This is a genomic window from Chloracidobacterium sp. (genome assembly GCA_016711345.1).
GTDB lineage: Bacteria > Acidobacteriota > Blastocatellia > Pyrinomonadales > Pyrinomonadaceae > OLB17.
Window position 1 is genome coordinate 3,100,384 of sequence record JADJTD010000001.1, and the last position, 21,507, is coordinate 3,121,890.

The 21,507-nt window shown below is 49.1% G+C and carries 22 protein-coding genes; 19 read left to right on the forward strand and 3 right to left on the reverse strand.

What is annotated here, in order from left to right; translation table 11 throughout:
* Window positions 1–5: 5 nt before the first annotated feature.
* The 17 genes from IPL32_12810 to IPL32_12890 all read left to right on the forward strand — a co-directional run bounded on the left by IPL32_12810 (window position 6) and on the right by IPL32_12890 (window position 15,184).
* The gene (locus IPL32_12810; GenBank protein ID MBK8466702.1) at window positions 6–1,442 is read left to right on the forward strand and encodes an FAD-dependent oxidoreductase; all 1,437 of its coding nucleotides are present in this window, start codon (window positions 6–8) and stop codon (window positions 1,440–1,442) included.
* A 30-nt stretch (window positions 1,443–1,472) separates the two neighbouring features.
* Complete coding sequence (locus IPL32_12815; protein ID MBK8466703.1) at window positions 1,473–1,982, forward strand: DUF3341 domain-containing protein; 510 nt, start codon at window positions 1,473–1,475, stop codon at window positions 1,980–1,982.
* Window positions 1,983–2,079: 97 nt separating this feature from the next.
* A complete protein-coding gene (locus IPL32_12820; GenBank protein MBK8466704.1) occupies window positions 2,080–2,664 on the forward strand; it encodes a cytochrome c in 585 nt (194 codons plus the stop codon).
* Entirely contained in the window at window positions 2,665–3,885 is a 1,221-nt protein-coding gene (locus IPL32_12825) for a hypothetical protein (GenBank protein ID MBK8466705.1), read from the forward strand.
* A 22-nt stretch (window positions 3,886–3,907) separates the two neighbouring features.
* Window positions 3,908–4,447 (forward strand): hypothetical protein, encoded by a 540-nt coding sequence (locus tag IPL32_12830; protein MBK8466706.1) that lies wholly within the window; start codon window positions 3,908–3,910, stop codon window positions 4,445–4,447.
* A 7-nt stretch (window positions 4,448–4,454) separates the two neighbouring features.
* On the forward strand, window positions 4,455–5,402 hold the full coding sequence (locus IPL32_12835; protein ID MBK8466707.1) for an SCO family protein: 948 nt from the start codon (window positions 4,455–4,457) through the stop codon (window positions 5,400–5,402).
* Between the two features lie 68 nt (window positions 5,403–5,470).
* On the forward strand, window positions 5,471–6,535 hold the full coding sequence (gene coxB / locus IPL32_12840) for a cytochrome c oxidase subunit II (GenBank protein MBK8466708.1): 1,065 nt from the start codon (window positions 5,471–5,473) through the stop codon (window positions 6,533–6,535).
* A 13-nt stretch (window positions 6,536–6,548) separates the two neighbouring features.
* Window positions 6,549–8,219, forward strand: coding sequence for a cbb3-type cytochrome c oxidase subunit I (locus IPL32_12845; protein ID MBK8466709.1), 1,671 nt, complete (start codon window positions 6,549–6,551; stop codon window positions 8,217–8,219).
* A gap of 346 nt (window positions 8,220–8,565) precedes the next feature.
* Window positions 8,566–9,186 carry a cytochrome c oxidase subunit 3 gene (locus IPL32_12850; GenBank protein ID MBK8466710.1) on the forward strand — a complete coding sequence of 207 codons (621 nt, stop codon included), beginning with the start codon at window positions 8,566–8,568 and terminating at the stop codon, window positions 9,184–9,186.
* A gap of 6 nt (window positions 9,187–9,192) precedes the next feature.
* Window positions 9,193–9,528 (forward strand): cytochrome C oxidase subunit IV family protein, encoded by a 336-nt coding sequence (locus tag IPL32_12855; GenBank protein ID MBK8466711.1) that lies wholly within the window; start codon window positions 9,193–9,195, stop codon window positions 9,526–9,528.
* A gap of 181 nt (window positions 9,529–9,709) precedes the next feature.
* Complete coding sequence (locus tag IPL32_12860) at window positions 9,710–10,804, forward strand: hypothetical protein (GenBank protein MBK8466712.1); 1,095 nt, start codon at window positions 9,710–9,712, stop codon at window positions 10,802–10,804.
* A gap of 8 nt (window positions 10,805–10,812) precedes the next feature.
* Window positions 10,813–11,499, forward strand: coding sequence for an ABC transporter ATP-binding protein (locus IPL32_12865; GenBank protein MBK8466713.1), 687 nt, complete (start codon window positions 10,813–10,815; stop codon window positions 11,497–11,499).
* A 32-nt stretch (window positions 11,500–11,531) separates the two neighbouring features.
* Complete coding sequence (locus IPL32_12870; GenBank protein ID MBK8466714.1) at window positions 11,532–11,711, forward strand: hypothetical protein; 180 nt, start codon at window positions 11,532–11,534, stop codon at window positions 11,709–11,711.
* Between the two features lie 39 nt (window positions 11,712–11,750).
* The gene (locus IPL32_12875; protein ID MBK8466715.1) at window positions 11,751–12,449 is read left to right on the forward strand and encodes an outer membrane lipoprotein carrier protein LolA; all 699 of its coding nucleotides are present in this window, start codon (window positions 11,751–11,753) and stop codon (window positions 12,447–12,449) included.
* Window positions 12,450–12,859: 410 nt separating this feature from the next.
* Window positions 12,860–13,885, forward strand: a complete 1,026-nt coding sequence (locus tag IPL32_12880) for a radical SAM protein (GenBank protein MBK8466716.1) — start codon at window positions 12,860–12,862, stop codon at window positions 13,883–13,885.
* 1 nt (window position 13,886) lies between these two features.
* Entirely contained in the window at window positions 13,887–14,465 is a 579-nt protein-coding gene (locus tag IPL32_12885; protein ID MBK8466717.1) for an NAD(P)H-dependent oxidoreductase, read from the forward strand.
* A gap of 29 nt (window positions 14,466–14,494) precedes the next feature.
* Complete coding sequence (locus IPL32_12890; GenBank protein MBK8466718.1) at window positions 14,495–15,184, forward strand: VIT family protein; 690 nt, start codon at window positions 14,495–14,497, stop codon at window positions 15,182–15,184.
* Between the two features lie 36 nt (window positions 15,185–15,220).
* Here IPL32_12890 and pyk read toward each other — a convergent pair whose 3' ends face one another.
* From pyk to IPL32_12905, 3 genes are read right to left on the reverse strand one after another with little or no spacing between them, the layout of a single operon-like run.
* Window positions 15,221–16,735 carry a pyruvate kinase gene (gene pyk / locus IPL32_12895; GenBank protein ID MBK8466719.1) on the reverse strand — a complete coding sequence of 505 codons (1,515 nt, stop codon included), beginning with the start codon at window positions 16,733–16,735 and terminating at the stop codon, window positions 15,221–15,223.
* Between the two features lie 32 nt (window positions 16,736–16,767).
* Window positions 16,768–18,717 (reverse strand): glycoside hydrolase family 15 protein, encoded by a 1,950-nt coding sequence (locus tag IPL32_12900; protein ID MBK8466720.1) that lies wholly within the window; start codon window positions 18,715–18,717, stop codon window positions 16,768–16,770.
* A gap of 3 nt (window positions 18,718–18,720) precedes the next feature.
* Complete coding sequence (locus IPL32_12905; protein MBK8466721.1) at window positions 18,721–19,152, reverse strand: TlpA family protein disulfide reductase; 432 nt, start codon at window positions 19,150–19,152, stop codon at window positions 18,721–18,723.
* Window positions 19,153–19,362: 210 nt separating this feature from the next.
* Here IPL32_12905 and IPL32_12910 point away from each other — a divergent pair, with 210 nt between their 5' ends.
* On the forward strand, window positions 19,363–19,944 hold the full coding sequence (locus tag IPL32_12910) for a (2Fe-2S)-binding protein (protein ID MBK8466722.1): 582 nt from the start codon (window positions 19,363–19,365) through the stop codon (window positions 19,942–19,944).
* Between the two features lie 127 nt (window positions 19,945–20,071).
* Entirely contained in the window at window positions 20,072–21,475 is a 1,404-nt protein-coding gene (locus tag IPL32_12915) for an HlyC/CorC family transporter (protein ID MBK8466723.1), read from the forward strand.
* The last annotated feature ends 32 nt before the right edge of the window (window positions 21,476–21,507 follow it).

A 21,507-nucleotide genomic window follows, 5' to 3' on the forward strand; every position in this document is an offset into this window, starting at 1 on the left:
TGGGAATGAGTAATGGCGGTAATTTGAAAAAGGTAGCAGTCATCGGAGCCGGTCCGGCCGGAATGACCGCAGCCTATCAAGCCTCAAAGCAAAAGGACGTTGAGGTCACGTTGTTTGAAATAAGCGGCAGCGTCGGCGGACTTGCCAAGAGCATTACGCTGTGGGATCAAAAGGTTGATATCGGGCCGCATAGATTTTTTTCATCCGATTCAAGGGTGAACGAATTTTGGCTTGAGGTTGTTGAGAATAAGTATGAGATGGTCGATAGGCTGACCCGGATCTTTTATAACAACCGGTTCTTCTATTACCCGCTCAAGCCGCTTGATGCTTTTGCAAAACTGGGGGTTTTTGAAACAACCAGATGTGTTCTTAGCTATTTGAAAGAGAAATTGTCGCCGACGGAAGTTCGCGGAGACTTCGAAACGTGGGTCACGAGCCGTTTTGGTAAAAGGCTTTTTGAGGTTTTTTTTAAGACCTACTCTGAAAAGTTGTGGGGAATACGTTGTACCGAGCTCGATGCAGACTTTGCCGCACAGCGGATCAAAAAGCTTTCGTTGATGGAAGCGGTAAAGAATGCATTCTTTGGCGGCGGCAAACATAAGACGCTGGTCGATCAGTTTGCTTACCCGATCGGCGGAACCGGAATGGTCTATGAGTTGATGGCCGAGAAGTTTCAGGCCAATGGCGGCAAGCTTAGGCTTAACACCGGAGTTGAGAAAGTCGTGACGGAGTACGAGACCGCTACCGGTTTGGTGCTCACGACTGGTGAGGAATTGAAATTTGACTATGTGGTTTCGACGATGCCGCTGTCGCTTTTGGTCTCACGGCTCGAAGAGGCTCCGGATGCGATCAGGGAAAAGGCCAATTCGCTGAAGTTCAGGAACACCATTCTGGTTTATTTGAACGTTGATGCAACGGAACTGTTCAAGGACAATTGGCTTTATGTTCATTCGCCATCTTTGAATTGCGGGCGAATTACGAACTTCCGGAATTGGGTGCCGTATCTGTACGGCGATGAAAAAACTTCCATTTTGTGTATGGAGTTCTGGTGCCAGGAAGAAGACGAAATGTGGCACATGCCCGACGACGATCTGATCGAGATGGGCAAAAAGGAGATCAGGCAGACAGGACTGATCGGCGATGCAGAGGTCTTGGATGGCAAGGTTTATAGAATTAACCGGTGCTATCCGATATATTCGATGGGTTATAGAGAGATCTTAGAGCCGATCGAGGACTACTTGAAAACCGTAAAGAATTTGATGCCGATTGGGCGATACGGAGCATTTAAGTACAACAATCAAGACCATTCGATCCTGATGGGGTTGCTGGCGGCAGAGAATATTTTGAATAACAAAGGAAATAACCTTTGGGAAATAAACACTGATTACGACGAGTATCAGGAAGCTTCGATAATAACGAAAACGGGCTTGCAGAAGCAGTAGCTGAGTATGAAGGAAAATCTTCACGGAATAATGGCAGAATTTGACACGGCGACCCAGCTTGTCGATGCCGCGCGGCGTGTTCGCGACGCGGGCTATGTCAAGACCGATGCGTTTTCGCCGTTCCCGCTTCACGAGATCGACGAAGCTCTTGGCGTCAAGCGGAGCATTTTGCCCTATTTAATATTTGCAGGCGGCATTACTGGACTGGTTGCCGGTCTTGGACTTCAATATTTCGTGCATGTTGTCGACTGGCCGATCATCGTAGGCGGCAGGCCGCATTTCAGCCTACCGGCATTTATTCCGGCGTCATATGAATTGACGATCCTGTTCTCAGCCTTTGTGGCGGTTTTTGGAATGTTGTTTATGAACGGGCTGCCATCTCCGTATCATCCGGTATTTAACGTGCCCAGATTTGCTTTGGCGACGCGTGAAAAGTTCTTTCTTATTATAGAATCCGCCGATCCGAAATACGACTACGAAAAAACCAGAAGCTTTATGGAAGGCCTGGGCGGACAGGAGGTCTTTGATGTTGAAGAATAAGTCTAAAGTTCAAGACTCAAAGTCCAGAATCGGAGCTTACTGCTTACTGCTCACTGCTTTCTGCTTACTTGCTTCTGCTTGCGGCGTCCGGTTTGATATGCAGGACCAGCCGCGGTACAAGGCTTATAAGAAGATCGACGATAAACGAGCTTGGCCTGCAAAGGTGGAAGGAACGGTCGCTCGGGGTCAGTTGAACGACAATAAGGCGTTCTACACGGGCAAGATCGATAATCCAAATCTGAACGCTCCTGTTGCGACCACCACAGACGCGTCGGGAAACACGCTTGTTTCAAGCTTCCCAAATGATATTGACGAATTTCCTCTGCCGGTCACAAAAGAACTTGTTGACCGAGGTCAGGAGAGGTACAACATTAACTGTATCGTTTGTCACGGCCCTATAGGCAATGGCGATGGAATGGTCGTGCGGCGCGGTTTTCCAAAACCGCCGACATATCATGACGACCGGCTGCGAAATGCCCCTGTCGGACATTTCTTTGATGTGATGACGAACGGATGGGGCAGGATGAGCAGCTATGCTTATCAAATCCCGCCCGCCGACCGCTGGGCGATAGTCGCCTATATCCGTGCTCTTCAAGTAAGCCAGAATCCGGATGAGAATTTGAAGATGAATTCAAATACAGAAATCAAAACTGAGCCGCATAAAACCGGAGGACACGAGTAAATGGCGAATTCCGGCAATTACATGGCTCCGAATGAGATCAGCCGACTGCGAACGGTGGCACTCGGCATTGGCGGCATCGCATTGATATTGTGGGCGGTTGGGGCTTACTTCAATGTTGAGCAGGCCCTGAGGTCGTGGCTGCTCGGATTTATCTTCTGGGGCGGCATCGGCATTGGCTCACTTGGTGTGTTGATGCTGCAATATTTGACAGGCGGGGCTTGGGGGGTTGTGATCCGAAGGATGCTTGAGGCCGGATCAAGGACACTGCCCTTGATCGCCTTGATGTTCATTCCGCTCGCGATTGGCGTTTACACGCATAAGGTTTACGAATGGACAATTTTGCCGCCGACCGATCACGTAATGGAGCATCGCGGGGTTTATATGACGCCGTGGTTCTGGATCGTTCGTTCGGTTATATATTTTGTTCTCTTAGGCATAATGGTTTACCTGCTCAATAAATGGTCGGCCAAGCAGGATGAAACCAACACCGTCGAGGAATCACGGCTCATTCTTGAGCGTATGTCCCGGTTTTCAGGACCGATCCTGGTCATTTACTCGCTCGTTGTAACGTTTGCGGTAGTTGATTGGATGATGACGCTGGATGCTCATTGGTTTTCGACCCTATGGGGACTACTTTTCATCGCGGGTTGGGCGTTGAGCTGTTTTTGCTTTGTTGTTGCGGTTCTCAGCTTTTTGTCGGACAAGGCTCCAATGGATCGCGTGGTCGGAAAACGGCATTTTCACGATCTCGGTAAATTGATGCTCGCCCTGACGATGGTTTGGGCATACTTCAATTTCTCACAGTTTCTTATCATCTGGGCGGGAAATTTGCCTGAAGAAACCGGCTGGTGGTTGACTCGTATGAAAGGCGGATGGGGCTATGTTGGTATCGGGTTGATCGCGTTCCATTTCGCGTTTCCGTTCCTTGTTTTGCTTCAACAGGATTTCAAGCGAAAGGCTCGATGGCTGGCTACACTAGCGATATTTATCCTTGTGATGCGTGTCGTTGATATGTTTTACCTGATCGGGCCGAGTAATCGTGTTATGCCGGGCGGACTTGAGCAGGGGGGATTGTACATTAGCTGGATGGACTTCGTAGCACCAGTCGCGGTTGGCGGTATTTGGCTTTGGTGGTTCTTTGGCGAGTTGATGAAGCGTCCGCTGGTACCTGTCAAAGATCCATATTTGCAAGGAGCCATCGAACACGGCCGTGGACACTAAGGGATTGGATTTAGATTAAGTTATGTCATCAAAGAAACATTCGGACAATGCCATTGACCTTAATATCCCGTATGAGCAGAACGAGATACAGTTTAAGGGAATAGTCGGTTTCACGATCGGACTTGTGCTTTTGATAGTTATTACTTTCGGCTTGATGTGGGCGTTTCTTGGCACTTTGAATGATTATTGGAAGGTGCCCGACAGTGAAAAAAATCCGTTAGCCATGTCCGAGAAAGAAAGACTTCCGCCTGAGCCTAGGCTACAGGCAGCACCGGGTTTTGGCGTTGAGTCTGAAAAAGGTTGGGTGAACATGGAGTTGCAAGCACCCCAATCCGAATACAGGGAATTGAAAAAACAGTGGGACGAAATGTGGGAACACGGTCGAAAGGATTCGAAGACCGGAACGGTTAGCGTGATGCCGATCGAGACAGCCAAAGAAAAATTTCTTGCGGGTAACCCGAAAGCAAAAGCCGGGGCCGAGGCGGAGGAAACTCTTAAAAATTCCCGTTCGTATGTAACGGATGCGAGCGCAGGCAGATTAGCAGCGGAAAAGAGACGATAAAAAGATAGTGAATAGTGAAAAACTAAAAACTAAAGGTTCTGTGACGTTCAGCTTTGGCGGTCGTGTGCGGCACATTGCGGTTTTCACGTCACTTTTAGTTTTTGGTTTTTCACTTTTAGTTTCTGATGCTTTTGCCCAAAAGAACGAGCATTACAATTCGCCGCTGTATTCGCCTAAGACGTATGATCCGGCAGAATTTGGCTCTACGACCGGCCTGCCCGAGACTTTGAAAACAGTCGGCATCGAACAAAAGCTTGGCGAACAATTGCCTCTTGATACAGAACTAAAAGACGAAGATGGAAGATCTGTAAAATTAGGCACATATTTTAACTCGGGCCGGCCGGTTGTTCTTACATTTGTTTATTACGAATGTCCGATGCTCTGCAATCAGGTTCTGAACGGGTTGACGGGCAGCTTAAAAGGAGTTTCATTCGACGCAGGCAAGGAATTTGACGTGGTTGCGATCAGCTTTGACGCTCGTGAAAATGATATCGCTGATCTCGCAAAGAATAAAAAGGCGAGCTATATGGAGCGCTACGGCCGACCTGGCACTGAGAAGGGCTGGCATTTCCTGACCGGTACTCGGGAAGCCATCGACAAAGTGACCTCGGCAGCGGGCTTCAGCTTTAAGTGGGATGAAAAGAGCAATCAATTCGCCCATGCTGCGGGAGTAATGGTCGTAACGCCCGACGGCAAACTGTCACGATATCTTTACGGGATCGATTACTCGCCGAAGGATGTTAAATTCGGCATTATGGAATCGGCAGAAAACAAGGTTGGTTCCGCGACGGAAAAGTTGCTGTTGTATTGCTATCACTACGATCCTTCTACCGGCAAGTATGGCCTTGCGGTATTGAGAGGTGTTCGAATTTTCGGCGTTTTGACGCTGCTCGGCATGGGAACTATGATCTTCGCGTTTTGGCGAAAGAATAAACGGAAGAGTCTGGAGTCTTGAGTTTTAGTATTAAGCAGGATCTCTTTCTGACTTAAGACTAACGCTCGAAACTTGCGACTTGATTATTTATGCAGACTACAAATTGGGTTCCATTATTTCCAGAACAGGCATCGACTTTCGCGGCGCATGTCGACTTGTTGTATGCATACCTTATAGTCGTCAGCATCGTGTTTTCGATTCCTATCGTCGTAGCTATTTTTGTTTTCGCCATCAAGTATCGTGAGACTGAAAAATTTGCGACACCTGAAGAGATGCATGGTTCGATGGTACTCGAAACCGTGTGGTCGATCATTCCCTTCGTTGTTTCGATGACCATCTTTCTCGGTGGAGCGTTAGTATACTTCGAACAGTTCACACCGCCGGATGACTCAATGGAGATCTATGTTGTCGGCAAACAGTGGATGTGGAAAATACAACACCAAACCGGACAGCGCGAGATCAATGAGCTACATGTTCCAGTAGGACGCAATGTCAAACTGACCATGACTACTGAAGACGTTCTGCATGATTTTGATATTCCCGCGTTTAGGACGAAGGCGGACGTCGTGCCGGGACGCTACACGTATCTTTGGTTCAATGCGACAAAGCCCGGCAAGTATCACCTTTTCTGTGCCGAATATTGCGGACTTAACCACTCAGGAATGGGCGGCTATGTTTATGTAATGGAGCAGCGTGATTTTGACAATTGGCTGAGCGGCAGTGTTTCTGGACAGACTCCGGTTGAAGAAGGCAAAGACCTTTTTATGAACAAATTAGGCTGTGCCTCCTGTCATGCCGGCGGACCTGCCCAGCGTGGTGCGAAACTCGAAGGCATATTCAATCACGATGTAAAACTGGTTGGAGGAGCCACGGTCAAGGCTGATGAGAATTATCTTCGCAATTCGATACTTAACCCGTCATCGCAGGTCGTTGAAGGATTTCAGCCCATAATGCCAACCTTTAAGGGACAGGTGACTGAGGAACAACTCACGTCACTTGTAGCTTATATTAAATCGCTCAGTCCCAATGCCGCCGCTGCCTCAAGTTCTACTAGTGCGGCCGCGACGACGGCTCCGGCGGCCAATGCGAATACATCGGCTGCTAACACAGCGGCATCAAAACCGGCCGCACACGGCAATACGAGTAATAAGTAGGTTTTAAGAGATTATGCAAAGCCAAGAAGCCATATCACACGGTTACGGGAGTAAGCAAAAGCTGAATTATCTGACCAACGGCTCGACGCTCAGATCATGGCTGTTGACCAAGGACCACAAGCGCATCGCGATCATGTATTTGATCTCGGTGTCGATTTTCTTTCTTTTTGGCGGGCTTTATGCAGCTACTATCCGGCTTGAACTGCTAACACCGGCCAGCGATCTGCTGGAATCAGCAACCTACAATAAGGTTTTTACGCAACACGGGATCCTGATGATCTTTTTCTTCTTGATCCCGTCGATACCCGCGATCCTGGGCAATTTTCTTCTGCCGATCATGATCGGTGCCAAGGACCTTGCCCTGCCGCGCATTAATCTCTTGAGTCTTTACATCTATTGGATCGCCGGTGGCCTTGTTCTGTTTGCACTGATGCAGGGCGGCGTCGATACAGGCTGGACATTTTACACGCCATATTCGACGACTTTCTCCAATTCTTATGTGATGCTCGTTGGTCTCGGCATCTTTATTAACGGATTTTCGTCGATCCTGACCGGACTCAATTTTATCGTCACAATCCACACGATGCGTGCTCCGGGAATGACCTGGTTTCGGTTGCCGCTGTTCGTTTGGGCACATTACGCAACCAGTCTTGTGATGGTACTCGGAACGCCGGTGGTAGCGATCACTGTGCTTCTCCTTGCCATTGAACGGGTTGCTCAGGTTGGTATCTTCGATCCGTCAATAGGCGGTGACCCTATCTTGTTTCAGCATTTATTTTGGTTCTACTCTCATCCGGCAGTTTACATCATGATCCTGCCGGGAATGGGGGTTATCAGCGAACTGATCTCAAACTTCTCGCGTAAAAAGGTCTTTGGATACGAATTTATCGCATTTTCAAGCATAGCCATTGCTGTGTTCGGATTTCTCGTTTGGGGACATCATATGTTCGTCAGCGGGCAATCGATCTATGCTGGCCTTGTTTTCTCGTTCCTGACAATGGTCGTAGCCGTGCCGTCCGCCATCAAGATGTTCAACTGGACGGCGACGCTGTACAAAGGATCGATTTCTTTTGACACGCCGATGCTTTATGCGATCGGCTTTATGGGACTGTTTTTGATCGGCGGGTTGACTGGGCTTTTTCTAGGAGCTATGGGCCTTACGGTTCATCTTACTGACACGTATTTCGTGGTTGCCCATTTCCATTATGTAATGGTCGGCGGCCAGGTGATCGCATATCTTGGCGGCATCCATTACTGGTGGCCTAAAATGACGGGCAAGATGTACTCGGAATTTTGGGGCAAGATCTCGGCCATGCTTGTATTTGTCGGGTTTAACCTTACGTTTTTCCCTCAATTTATTGTCGGCTATCAGGGAATGCCTCGCCGGTACGCGTCCTATCCAGAGGAGTTGCAGGTTTTGAATATTTTTTCGACCGCCGGAGCATCGGTTTTGGGGATCGGCCTTCTTATGCCGGCAGTTTATCTGATGCATTCGCTCATAGCGGGCAAACCTGCAGGTGACAACCCGTGGATGCTGCCGGGACTGGAATGGCGGACAAGTTCGCCGCCGCCAACTGAGAATTTTGAGACGATGCCGGTCGTCACTTGGGAAGCATACGAATTTGGCGAAGAAAACGGCCTCGATATCGAGGAAGCAAAACGTCGGGAGGCGGCTTTGGTCTGATTTGCAAAATTTCGATTTGCGGTCTGCGGTCACTTGGTCGCTCAATCGCAGATCTAAAATCTAAAATCGCAAATAAATTATGTCGGCACATTCACATTCGGACAAGTTTGTTTACCACGAGCCCGGGCTTCAGCATCAGTTTGAAGACATGGGCCAGCAGGAAGAAAGCGTCTCGATCGGGATGTGGTTGTTCCTTGTCCAGGAGATCATGTTCTTCGGCGGGTTGTTTACGGCATATCTCGTTTTTCGTTCGCGGTATCCGATGGCGTTTGCGGCCGGCAGTAATCATCTCGACGCATTCTGGGGCGGCCTCAACACCCTCGTACTCATCGTCAGCTCACTGACGATGGCCCTCACGGTCTATTACGCTCAGAAGGGCAAACGGATGATGCAGGTCGTGATGATCGTGCTTACGATGATCTTTGGCGCGGCCTTTTTGGGTGTCAAGGCGATCGAGTACACGAGCAAGTATAACGACGGCCTGATCCCGGTCACAGGGCTCAATAAAAGATATAAAGAGGATAAGAATGCTCATCACGAAGCCGAGAAGCCCTGTTGGCAGGTATCGCACGGCCCCGATGCGGCAGCTCACCACGCCCCAAATCCGAAAGGTGAGTTTCAGTGGGCCGACTGTTCACTGGTCAAATACGCCCAGGATAAGAATCTGCTGACCAACGCGGAAAAGATCGGCTATTTCTCTAATGGGATCATTGACGCCAACAAGTTTCGCGACAAGGTGCGCATTTTCTATTTCATCTACTTTGTGATGACAGGGCTGCACGCCCTTCATATGATAGTGGGCCTCGGCCTGATGCTATGGCTGCTCTGGACGGCCTGGCGCGGCTATTACACGGCGGAATATTATATGCCGGTTGAAATGTCGGGACTTTACTGGCACTTTGTCGATATTGTTTGGATATTCCTGTTTCCTCTGCTCTACCTGCTGGGCAGGCACTTTATGCATTAGAAAATTATGGCGACGGAACATAACCACGAACATCACGACCACGACCACATGAATATTCCCAAGTATTTGGGGATATTTATGATCCTTGTCGTCGGTACCATATTGACCTATTTTGCGGCGACCGTGGATATGGACGGTATCTTTCCGGGAGCTAACACGCTGGTCGCACTTCTGATCGCGTTTACCAAAATGACCTTTGTCATGCTCTTTTTTATGCACGTCTATTGGAGCAAGCGTATGATCTGGCTGGCTGCGGTGGGCAGCTTCTTTTGGCTTGCGATAATGTTTGCATACACAATGCAGGATTATCTGACGAGAGGCTCGGGCGTCTTTACGGGTTAGTCCACTTTTCGAGAAATGATGTGCGCGGAACATGAGGCAAAAGCGGCCTCGGTTCCGCGCCTTTTCTTGGTTAGGATATGCTGTTTTGACGTGGTATTATTTTCGGTTTGAGGAGCGTCACAAGGTGTGATTTGGGTAGCTTTGCTACAACTGTAAGGCCGATTCGAGGCATCAGAGTAGGATGAGGTTTTTAACCGCTAGATCATTGCAACTAAAGACATTGCTGATAGCAATGGCGGCTCTTTTTGCCGTTGGGTGCAACATCGTCAAGACTGACAAGAAAACGCCAACTCTCCTTAAAACTGAAAATGCCGGCCAGCAGACTTTGATCAACGAGATCAATCGATTTGCGAAAGTAACTTCGATGCGGGCGAAGATGTATTTGAAGTTTGAGGACAACTCGTTTGCCGAGTTCGGCAGCAAGGAAGTTTATCGACAAGCGGACGGCGAAGTTGTTGTTCAGCGTCCGGGCAAGATCTTGCTAAAGGTCCAGGTGCCGATAATAAAAAGTGATGTCGCTCAGATGACTTCGGACGGCACAAATTTTCGAGTAGCGGTATTGCAGGATGGCGGTTCGGGCAAATATAAAAAGTTTGTCAAGGGAACTAATAATGCCGACTATTCAAAACTGCAAAAGAACCTGAATTCCACCGATCTGAGCAACGGCAAAGTAGTTAAGGAGAGCGTAAACGCATTTGCCAATCTCAGGCCGCAGCATTTCACCGATGCGATGCTTGTGCGTTCGACTGATAACGAAAAGCTTTACACTCAAAGCTCGATCTTTCAGACCGAGGAAGACGAAAGCGTCGACAAAAAATCACCGCTTCGTAAAGTGATGCGTGGTTATTATTTGCTCGATGAATACGGCAAAACTACTGACGGCGGATTGATGATTCAACGCCGATTTTGGTTCGACCGTGTTGGCGGTATTCGCTTGGCACGCCAGCAGATATTTGACGCAAAGGGCGAGATCGAATCTGACATCGTTTATGGTAAGGAAGGGAACTTAGGCGAAAGCGGCGACTATCCAAACCTGCCGCTTGAGATCCAGGTGACGCGTCCGCAGGACAAATATTCGATGAAGCTGACCTATCAAACACCTGAGGCTGTGAGCATCGGTAAGACCTATCCTGAGAACGCGTTCGTGCTTCAAAACTCGTGGAATTTAGAGGAGATCGACCTCGACAAGCGGCTGAGCGATGCAAGCGGCGATCTACAGCCCGGTACCGAGAAAAATAACGGCCCCCAAAAGACCTCAGGCACACGATTTCAATAAACCTGACAATGAAAGCCATCCTGTCCACAAGCGATCTAAAAAAATCGTACAAAATCGGAAAGATAGATGTTCCGGCGCTGCGTGGTATATCGCTTGAGGTGAACGAGGGCGAATTTGTGGCGATAATGGGGCCGTCCGGTTGCGGTAAATCGACGTTGCTGCATCTGCTCGGCGGATTGCTGAGCCCGACAAGCGGCAGCATCTTAATAGACGGTGAGGACCTTGCAAAAGTGTCTGACTCACGACGTACAGACATCCGTCGCCGAAAGATCGGATTCGTCTTTCAGCGATTCAATCTTTTTCCGACACTGTCTGCCGAGGGCAATCTCAAACTTGCCGAGAAAATACACACAGGCAACGGCAGCAAGAATTCGGACAGACGGCGCGAGGTTTTGCGGCTTCTCAAGCTTGAAGATAAAATGCACCATAAGCCGCTCGAACTTTCCGGCGGAGAACAGCAGCGTGTCGCTCTTGCGAGGGCGATCGTCAACGCTCCGGCGATAATTTTGGCGGACGAGCCGACGGGAAATCTCGATACTGAGAATTCGCAGATCGTTTTGGAGATGTTTCGCGAGCTAAATGAAAAATTTAATCAGACGATCATCATGATCACGCACAACCCCGAGGCAGCGCTTGCCTGCTCGCGAACGATACAAATGCGTGACGGACACATTGTGTCAGAACCGCCTGCATAAGCGGGCGGCAAGCCTGACTAAATTGAGTTGTTATGAAAAACATCATCAACTGGAACTATGAACGGGCCTCTTGGCAATGGGACGTTTTGTGCATCGTTATCCTTATTTTCATCTTTGCGACGCCAAAAGAATGGTTCGATAAAACCAAGGAGCCTGCAACCAAAACCGCCTCTTCGACCGTCAAAGATCAGGACTCTCTCAGAGTTAATTAATAAAACCCTTTAATTACATCGATTTAGATCGCTAAATTTATGAGAAAAGCATTACGTTATAGTTTTTTTGTTGTCAGTTTCGGCCTTTTGATTTCATCTGTTTCCGTAACGGAAGCTAAGGCTCAGAATATCCTGGGTGAAATACTCAAACGCATGGATTTGAATAATAAAGCGCTCCAGTCTCTTACAGCAAATGTGACTATGGAGAAGGTAAATGTTCAGATCAATGATTCCGACATTTACATAGGAAGCACGAGTTATCTGCCCAAAACCGCAAAGCGCGGCTCATATATCAGAGTTGATTGGACAAAGCCTACCGAGGAACAGATGGCAGTAATAGGCGATAATTATGAGCTTTATCGCCCAAGATTAAATCAAGTGATCGTTGGCAAGGTCAGCAAGGCCAAGAATAGTTCGGCTGTCGGCGGACCGCTGTCCTTTATGAACATGTCCAAGGCCCAACTTCAGGCAAACTACTCCGTCGTTTATCTTGGAGAAGAACAGGTCGGCGGTACAACGCGAACATGGCACATTCAACTTACGCCCAAAACGCCAACTAGCTACAAGATGGCTGACCTCTGGGTCGATCCGGACGGAATGCCTCGCCAAGCGAAGATCACGGAACAAAACAACGACACAACGACAGTTCTGCTCTCAAAGATTGAAAAGAACGTAAAACTTGACGGCAATATGTTTAAGCTGAACTATCCAAGTTCGGCCAAGAAGATTAAAGCATAGTTACGTCGAATACGTTGTTGCCAAGTAACAAGCCTGTTATAGCCGTTGAATTAAGAGATTGACTCTGCTTCGCAGACTTGTTCCGGCGATGTTTGCGGTGTCTCGAATCCTCGTGTTGCTGTAACATTAATATGTGCAGCAGTTATGAAGTTTTGCGAGACAAAGCTTACTTTTTTTCAACAATCGTGGAATGCGGGCATTTTGCGCCTTTAACTCCTGCATCTGCAAGGTTTAGTGCGTTCCACGGGGTAGTGGAACGGTGCGGAACGTTGGAACTGGACAGAGTGAAAAAAAACGGTGGGACAGTGGGACACTTGGGACAGCTACACACTCCTTCCGAGCCTTTAGTGATTTGAACGGATTAGGTTCAAAATTTATAATTACTTGTTTGAAGATTTGTGGTTTAGTTTATGCCAAAGGCTAGCAGTTTTAGCAGATTTACACGCGGTGTGAGGCACACGGTTCGTGCTTTTGCATCGACGAAACATCCCGTTTTGGTGCATATTGTGCCGATGCGGCGGTGTAATTTGGCGTGTACCTATTGCAACGAATACGACAAGACGAGCGATCCGGTGGCGATCGACGTAATGCTCGAACGCATTGATAAACTGGCTGAGTTTGGCTCGTCGGTCATTACAATTTCCGGCGGCGAGCCGATGATGCATCCTGAGATCTACGAGATCATCGAACGCATTCGCCATCACGGTATGATCGCCGGCCTGATCTCGAACGGCTATTATTTTCAACCCGAAAAGGTCAAGCGTCTCAATGAAGCAGGCCTTGATTACCTGCAGATCTCGATCGACAACGTCACGCCCGATGACGTGTCGAAAAAGAGCCTCAAGGTGCTCGACAGCAAGCTCATAAACCTTCGTGATCACGCGAAATTTAAGGTCAACATCAATTCGGTTGTCGGCGGCGGCGTTGCAAATCCCGATGAAGCTTTGCAGATCGCTAATAGAGCAAGAGAGCTAGGCTTTTCATCAACGGTCGGCGTCATTCACGACGGCGACGGTTTGCTCAAAGGTCTGACTCCACGTGAAAAAGAAGTTTACAAAGAGATCAAGTCGAAAGGAGCCAGTTCATACGCTCGTTGGAACTGGTTTCAGGACAAACTCGTCGATGGCGGCGAATACGAATGGCGCTGCCGTGCCGGTGCCCGTTATCTCTACATAGACGAAGCCGGAATTGTCAGTTGGTGCTCGCAACAGCGAGGCACGCCGGGCATCCCGCTGCTCGAATACACCCACGCCGACATGGATCGCGAATACAACACCGAAAAATGGTGCGCCCCAACCTGCACGATCCAATGCGTCCACCAAGTCGGCCACCTAGACGCCTGGCGCGACCCGCAAATTTCGCTCACCGAATACAAGAAGCGTAACGGTAGCGGCTTGAAGAAAGAAGCAGTCGCTCAGGTCTTAGGCGCGGATTAACATGGGTACGAGTCTCTTCATTCCAACTTTACTCGGCACGGCACGCAAAAATCGCGAGAGCGGCAATGTCGCAAACTGGGTTTGCGGTAAGATGCGGGAGCGCGGAGATATAGAAACGCAGCTCTTTGACGTTTGTGATTTTAATTTGCCGCACGATCATTACGGTCCTGAGATCAGCGGAGATTTTCCCGAATGGCGCGATGCGATAATTCGCGCCGATGGCCTAGTTATCGTCACGCCCGAATATAATCACGGCTATCCCGGCAGCATGAAAAGTGTTCTCGACCTGCTGTTAAAAGAGTATATCCACAAAGCCGTCGCCTTCGTCGGCGTGTCCGCCGGACCGTGGGGAGGCACTCGCGTGATTGAAGCGTGTGTTCCGATGGTTCGTGAACTCGGCCTTGTCGTTACATTTAGCGATCTCAATTTTCCAAAGGTCGGAGACAAATTTGACGAGAACGGCAAACTTCTCGACGAAGCCTACGAAAAACGCATTGCAGGCTTTCTCGACGAACTCGTTTGGATGGCAAAGACGCTTCGTCATGGCCGCGACAACTTTTCCTCAAAACACCACCAATAGAGTATTCTGTCTCTGGATAGAATATTATAATGAGCCATCGCGAATTACATCGAACTCACCGTATCGGCTGGCTGCGCGCAGCTGTTTTAGGTGCCAACGACGGGATTGTTTCCACGGCAAGTCTTGTGATAGGCGTTGCTGCGGCCGATGCAGATCATGCGGCCGTAATGATCGCGGGGGTTGCGGGCCTTGTCGCCGGCTCAATGTCGATGGCAGCGGGCGAGTATGTTTCCGTGCATTCACAGGCTGATACAGAAAAAGCCGATATTGAACGCGAGAAGCGGGAATTGGCCGCTAGCCCCGAACACGAATTGCACGAACTTGCAGGAATTTACATCGACCGCGGCCTTTCTCCCGATCTTGCTATGGAAGTGGCAACACAGCTAACAGCTCACGATGCGCTTGGTGCTCATACCCGCGACGAACTTGGTATATCGGAGGCTCTAAGTGCAAGGCCGATACAGGCGGCACTATTTTCAGCTGTGAGTTTTGCTATCGGTGCGGCGTTACCGCTTGGTGTCACGGCTATTGTTAATGGCACGGCAATGATCCCGTGGGTGGCTGGCAGTTCTCACGTATTTCTTGCACTGCTTGGCGGAGTAGCTGCTCGAGCGGGTGGAGCAGGCGTTTTAGCGGGAGCTTTTCGTGTCTTGTTTTGGGGAACGGCAGCGATGGCAGCTACCGCATTGGTCGGTAGACTGTTTGGTGCGGTCGTCTAACTTATCCGTATTAAAAGAAACGCTAACTTCATTTTGTTACCTGCGCGGAACTTGTTCACCTATCGTCCAAACGATCACCGAACTGGACAAACCCAAGCCCGACAATCTGCCGGCCATCATAATAAGAGTTTCGCCTACTTCGACGACGCCTTCGTTTAGGAGAGTGAGTTCGCCCACTTTTAACATCTCTTCGGTGGAGTCGGAGCCCGCATCCATCAGATCCATCATTGTGACATTGCCGAAGTCGGGTTCGCTCGCAGACGTACTTAAACTCTCGTGATAGAAAGGCCGCACGCCCCAGATCAAGGCCAACTGGTTTCGAGCGTCCGCTGAAGTCGTTAACGCAAACGTGAGCAGTCCGGAGCGAAACGCGGAAAGGCGTCGAGCCATTAGCCCAGACTCTGTAAAGACGGCGACCTTTTCCGTTTGCATCTCTTTTGCTGCGGCTGCAGCGGCTTTGCAGAGAGCTTGACTGGTTCTCGCAGAAGACGGTTGGTTAAATTTCACCGGCTTTCTCAACTGAGCGACTTCAATGGTTTCAGCCGAATCAATGATGCGAGCCATCGTCTTGATCGTCTCGACCGGATGCCTGCCGGTGGCGGTTTCTGCCGAGAGCATAACGGCATCGGTGCCGTCCCAAACGGCGTTTGCAACGTCCGAAGCCTCTGCCCGCGTCGGGTACGTATGCTCGATCATCGATTGCAGCATCTGTGTTGCAGTGATAACAAATCTATCGTTCGCGACCGCCTTTTCAATGATCCGCTTTTGATAAACGGGCACGAGTTCGACGCTGGTCTCAACGCCGAGGTCGCCTCGGGCGACCATTACTCCATCGGTCGCTTCGATTATTTCGTCAAGGTTCTGGATGGCTTCGGCCTTTTCGATCTTTGCGACTAGCAATGCGCGGCCGAGCTTACGCTTATTCAGCTTTTTGATGATGTCTTTGACTTGTATGCAATCGGCGGCCGTTCGGACAAATGAAAGGGCTACGTAATCGACATTCTGCTCCATTGCCCATATCAGATCGGCGTGGTCCTTTTCGGTCATTGACGGGATCGGAAGCGGCGTGTTTGGCAGATTGATGCCTTTGCGTTCGCTGAGCAGTCCACCGGTCACGACACGGCAAAAGACTTCTGTTCCGCTCTCAGATTCGACGACAAGTTCGATCGCTCCGTCGTCAATAAGAATACGAGCGCCTGCCTCGACCGCGTCGGGAAGATGATCAAAATTCGTCGAAACTTCGTTTTCGTTCCCGACAATATCGCGGGTCGTGATCGTAAAACTTTGCCCTGCTTTGAGAATGACCGGCAGCCCGTCTTTTAATGTCCGTGTGCGGATCTTTGGGCCGGAGAGGTCAATGAGGATCGCTAGCGGTAGGCCGAGGGCAGCAGCAGCTGCACGGGCGGTGCGTATATTTTCTGCGTGCTCGTCGGTCGTGCCATGCGACATGTTTATGCGCACGGCATTTAGACCTGCTTTAAGCATCTCTTCCAAAATCGGCCGCGAATTCGATGCCGGGCCTAATGTGGCTAATATCTTTGCTTTTCGCATTGATTAGATTTTAACGCAAAGTAGTAAAGACGCTAAGACGCCAAGGTTTTTCTTTTATCCAAATAGCTATGCACAGTAGCGACAAACGTCGAATGCGACCATGTGAGCGGCGAGACTGAGATCTCTTCGCCTGTCAGAGGATCGACCTGCTCCGCCAAAACACCAGAAGGCAAAGCACGGTCAACCGTCCATTGGAGAATTTCAAGCGCCGGTAAAAGGTCACCCGCCGTTTTAGCCTTTGCAATGTAATACTCAGCCAGCCAGAGCGTGCAGATAAACCATGAATTTCCGGTTATTTGTTCGGAAACTTTCATATAGCTGTCATTTTCAAATCTTGCAAGCCCGCCAAATTCGGTGTTGTTCGAGAGTTTTTCTTCGACGGCTTTCATTGTTCCGACAACCATCTCATCGTCGATATCAAAGCAGTCAAAATAAAATACGCCGAACAGCGAAGCATCAATGGTTGTATCTGCGGTCAGTGAATGATCTCCATTAACCTGCAGCGACCGCAAAAACCGGCCGAGCTGCGGACTGTAGAGATGTTCACGCATTGCTTCAACGATCTCATTAGCAGCGGTTTTGTAAGTTATAGCGTTGTCATTTTCTCCAAACAACTCAGCGAAATTTGCTGCCGCTCGTAAACCCGCAACGACCGTTGAACAAGTAAAAGTATGAATGCCGCGACGATCCTCCCACAAATTCCAGCTCGGCTGCGGCAGCTTCGTCTCTGGATCGCGATATTCGACCATGAACCGTGCACAATCAACCACAAGTTCAACATACAGCCTGTGTGCAAAATCTATGTCACGATACCATTCGTAATGCTGCCACAGCGACCATATAACAAGAGCAGTTTCGTCTTCCTGGATCGGAACAAGCTGACGCTTGTTATGAATGTCCCACGACGCATGCCAGCCCGAAGCAACCGTGCCGTCGGGATTGTATTTCTGCATAAAATAACCCTTTGGATGAGGTATTTTATTGCAAAAATCAAAGAAAGTGCGTGTTATTTCCGGATAGCCGGCTGCGTCCAGAGCATTTGCTACAAAGGCTCCATCGCGTGTCCATAAATAGCTGTAATGATCGGTCGCCCTTTCCGTTACGTCCCAATCGTTTGCCGCAAGTATCGCTCCGCCATCATCGATCTGTGTGCTGATAATGAGAAGGGAGTGTTTATAGAGATCAATGACGGACTGCGGCAGATCACCGAAATCTACGTCATTTTTATTCACCCATGCACGCCAGTAATTTTCGGTGTAAGCGAGAAATTCGAACGGCTTTCTGGCGAGAACAAGGCGATTTAATTTTGCGACCTCAGAATGTGTCGTCCCGGCGCTGATCCAATAGTAAAACTCGCTGGTTTCTCCGGATGTGAGAGAAAAATGAAGTCCTATAGTCGAATCAACTGAGCCTTCGGTGATCACTCCGCCGTGCAACTCGCCATCTTCAGCATCGCGCCAAGTGCCTTCCTGATCGCGAAAGGCTTTTCTGCCTGTAGCGAATGTGTCAAAATGCGGCTCGGTGTTTATAAGGAAATATCGGTGTTTTTTATAATGGACAAGCGCTAGATTTTCGGGATCGTAAAATGCGGTGTCGCCGACATTATTTTCATAAAGCCGAAAATCGTGATGCAAAAATACGCGAACGTCTCTTTCTGCGTCTATCAAGTTTGTCACCCGAATACGACGCAAAAAAATGTTGTCATGACTCGCGACCGTATCATTGCAGGTTATCTTGACCCCTAATTTTTTGTTTGTGAGAACGACATCAGTGACCAATGTTTCGTGCAGGTATTTCAAAGACCGCTCCCAGTCATCCGAAAAGACCCACGAAAACTCGCCGTCAGCCCACACGCCAAAGCGAAACGGAAAACCCTCAGTGTGATTTTCCTGCCCGACGTGCGGAAAATAAATGTCGCGAATTTGGTATTTATCGTCGAAATTGACGAGCAGATTACCGTTGCCGACCGGAATATCTCTCATAGATCATTGCGTTCCCACGGCCTTCTCGACAGCGGCGTCGAGTTCCTTCTGAATGGAAGGGCTAAATCCAACGATCTTTGCGATCATAGTACCTTGGCGGTCAAAGACGGCGGTTTGGGGTATGTCGGTACGAGCCGCAAAGATAAAGTTGGTCAGGTCATCTTCGGGAAATGCTATCGGATAATCTAACCGCGTTTCAGCTACAAATTTCGGTATCTCTTTCCTGTCCTGACTGTCGCCAACGTGCAGTCCGCGGACCTGTAAATTCTCCGGGCCGTATTTTGCAATCAGACTATTCAAATGAGGGATCTCAGCTCTGCAAGGAGGGCAGTTTGTTGCCCAAAAATCAAGAATCACGGCCTTTCCTTTCAGATCAGAGAGTTTTTGAACCCGCTGTTCCGCATCGGTCCAACTCATTTCTGATAGTGGCTTCATTGGCTGCCTGTCGCCTGCGGTTAGAGGCTGATTTGAGACCGATACAGGCGGAGCCGCGGGACGGCAATCCCACGAAATCAAAAAGGGCAGTGTAACAAGGCAAAGCAAAATGCGTCGCATAACAATTCAATCGTAAATTGTTAATCCGCAATTGTAAAAGCCGCCCGCCCCTGATTTGCGAAATGCCCCAAAATGTTTACCATCTAAGGCGTGGTTTATCCTGACAATATTTCCGACAGGCTTGCTCGGCTGGCAAATGATAGACGTGACATTGTACCGAGTGCATCAGCGACTGCCGCAAATTTTTGCTGCGGCTCTTTTGTTCGGTTTTTGCTGTCGATCAATAAAGAAAGTCGCATGGTAACCAGTGCATCCTTTGCGTCGAACGGATGTGGTTTTATGCTTGCCGCTGCTGATGTGATGGCTGAATACGTTTATGGAAGAAGCCTCACAGATCTTCACGGGTTGACCGATTACGACTTGACTATGCATATTCAATCGAACCTCGGCGAAATGCCGGAGGGTCGAATAGAATGTGCCTCTGTCTGCATCCAATCGCTTCGAGCCGCTTTTGCCGACCATAGAACCAGCCAGATCGAGGAATTTCTGGGTGAGAAGGCTCTGATCTGCACTTGCTTTGGTGTGTCTGAGGAAACAATTGAAGGTTTGATCGCCGAAGATTCACTAAACACTGTTGACGAAGTGACTAGCATTTGCAATGCAGGTGGCGGCTGTGGGTCATGCCGGATGCTGATCCAGGAGATGCTTGACGATCGCGAGGTTAATATTTGAAAGCCGGATGAGCCGTTTTTTGTGCTATAATCGTTCGCTAATCACCGGTTTGGTGAGATCTAAATAGGAAATAGGTGGCGACTGCCTGATTGGAAAATGTCGCACATGTTCAACACTGACTTCGATAATGGACGACCCTGCCAGTTTGCTTCTATTTTTTGCAGCTCAAATTGAAACCGTGGCAGAAATGCCAACGCTGCTTACCACATTCTTCAAGATATTGTTGGTTATATTCCTCGTGCTTGCGAACGGCTTTTTTGTTGCGAGCGAGTTTGCGTTAGTCGCAGTACGAAAATCCCGGATCGAGGCAATGGTTGCTGAGGGTGACAAAGCGGCTGTGCGTCTGTTGGGGATGCTAAACAACCTGAATGCGTACATTTCCGCAACGCAGCTTGGAATAACTTTGTCCTCTTTGGGACTCGGATGGATCGGCGAACCTGCGGTTGCGGCTATTCTCGAACCTTTATTGATCTACATTGGCGAAATTACCGGAGCGCAATTTTTAGTGTCCGGCACTGTGCTTCACACTATCTCGTTTGTAATAGCGTTTTCGTTTATAACTTTTCTCCATATTGTATTTGGTGAACTTGCTCCTAAAACAGCCGCCCTTGAATTATCCGAGCGAGTTTCTTTTGTCATCGCCGCGCCGCTTCTCCTTTTTTACAAAATATTTAGCTATCCGATCCGCTTGTTAGATTGGGCAGGTACAAAGACGGTAAGGCTATTTGGGCTCCATCCTTCAGGCGAACACGGATCAAGTTATACCGAAGACGAAATACGCAGCCTGATCAATCTGTCGAAAGAAAGCGGTCAAATTAACGAGGAAGAGAGAACATTAATAAACAGGGTCTTTGAGTTTTCCGAAACGACGGTTAAGGAGGCGATGATACCGCGAACGGGCATCATCGCAGTTCCTGAAAACAGCACACTTGATGAGATATCGAAAGCTTTTGCGGTCAGCGGTTATTCACGGCTTCCGGTTTACCGCGGTTCACTCGATGAGATCGCCGGTTTTATTCACAGCAAAGATCTCGTCGGCTATATGCTCAAACCGAAATCATTCAAACTTGCCGCGATACTGCATAAACCGAATTACGTGGTCGATACTGCACATCTAGAAGACGTTTTGCGGCAAATGCAGAGAGAGAAATTCCATTTCGGATTTGTCGTTGATGAACATGGCGGCGTCGAAGGCATTATTACGCTGGAAGACCTTCTCGAAGAGATAGTTGGCGACATTTCAGACGAGCATGACGAAGAGGTCAACGAACAAATAGATGAGCAGCCGGACGGAAGCTATGTGCTGGACGGCAGCCTCGCGGTTCGCGACCTCAATAAGCGTCTTGAGATGAATTTGCCCGTTTCCGAAGGTTATACGACGATCGCCGGTTTCCTGATGTCCGAGGCAGGCCAAGTTTTGGAAGAAGGCGAGACCGTGCCGTTCAACGGCCATATTTTCAAGATCGAAAAGGTCGATAAACGCCGCATCAAGCAGGTCCGAATGGAAAAAGTTGAGACGGTCGAAGATTAGAACTTCAACGCAAAGTTGCAGAGGAGCAAAAA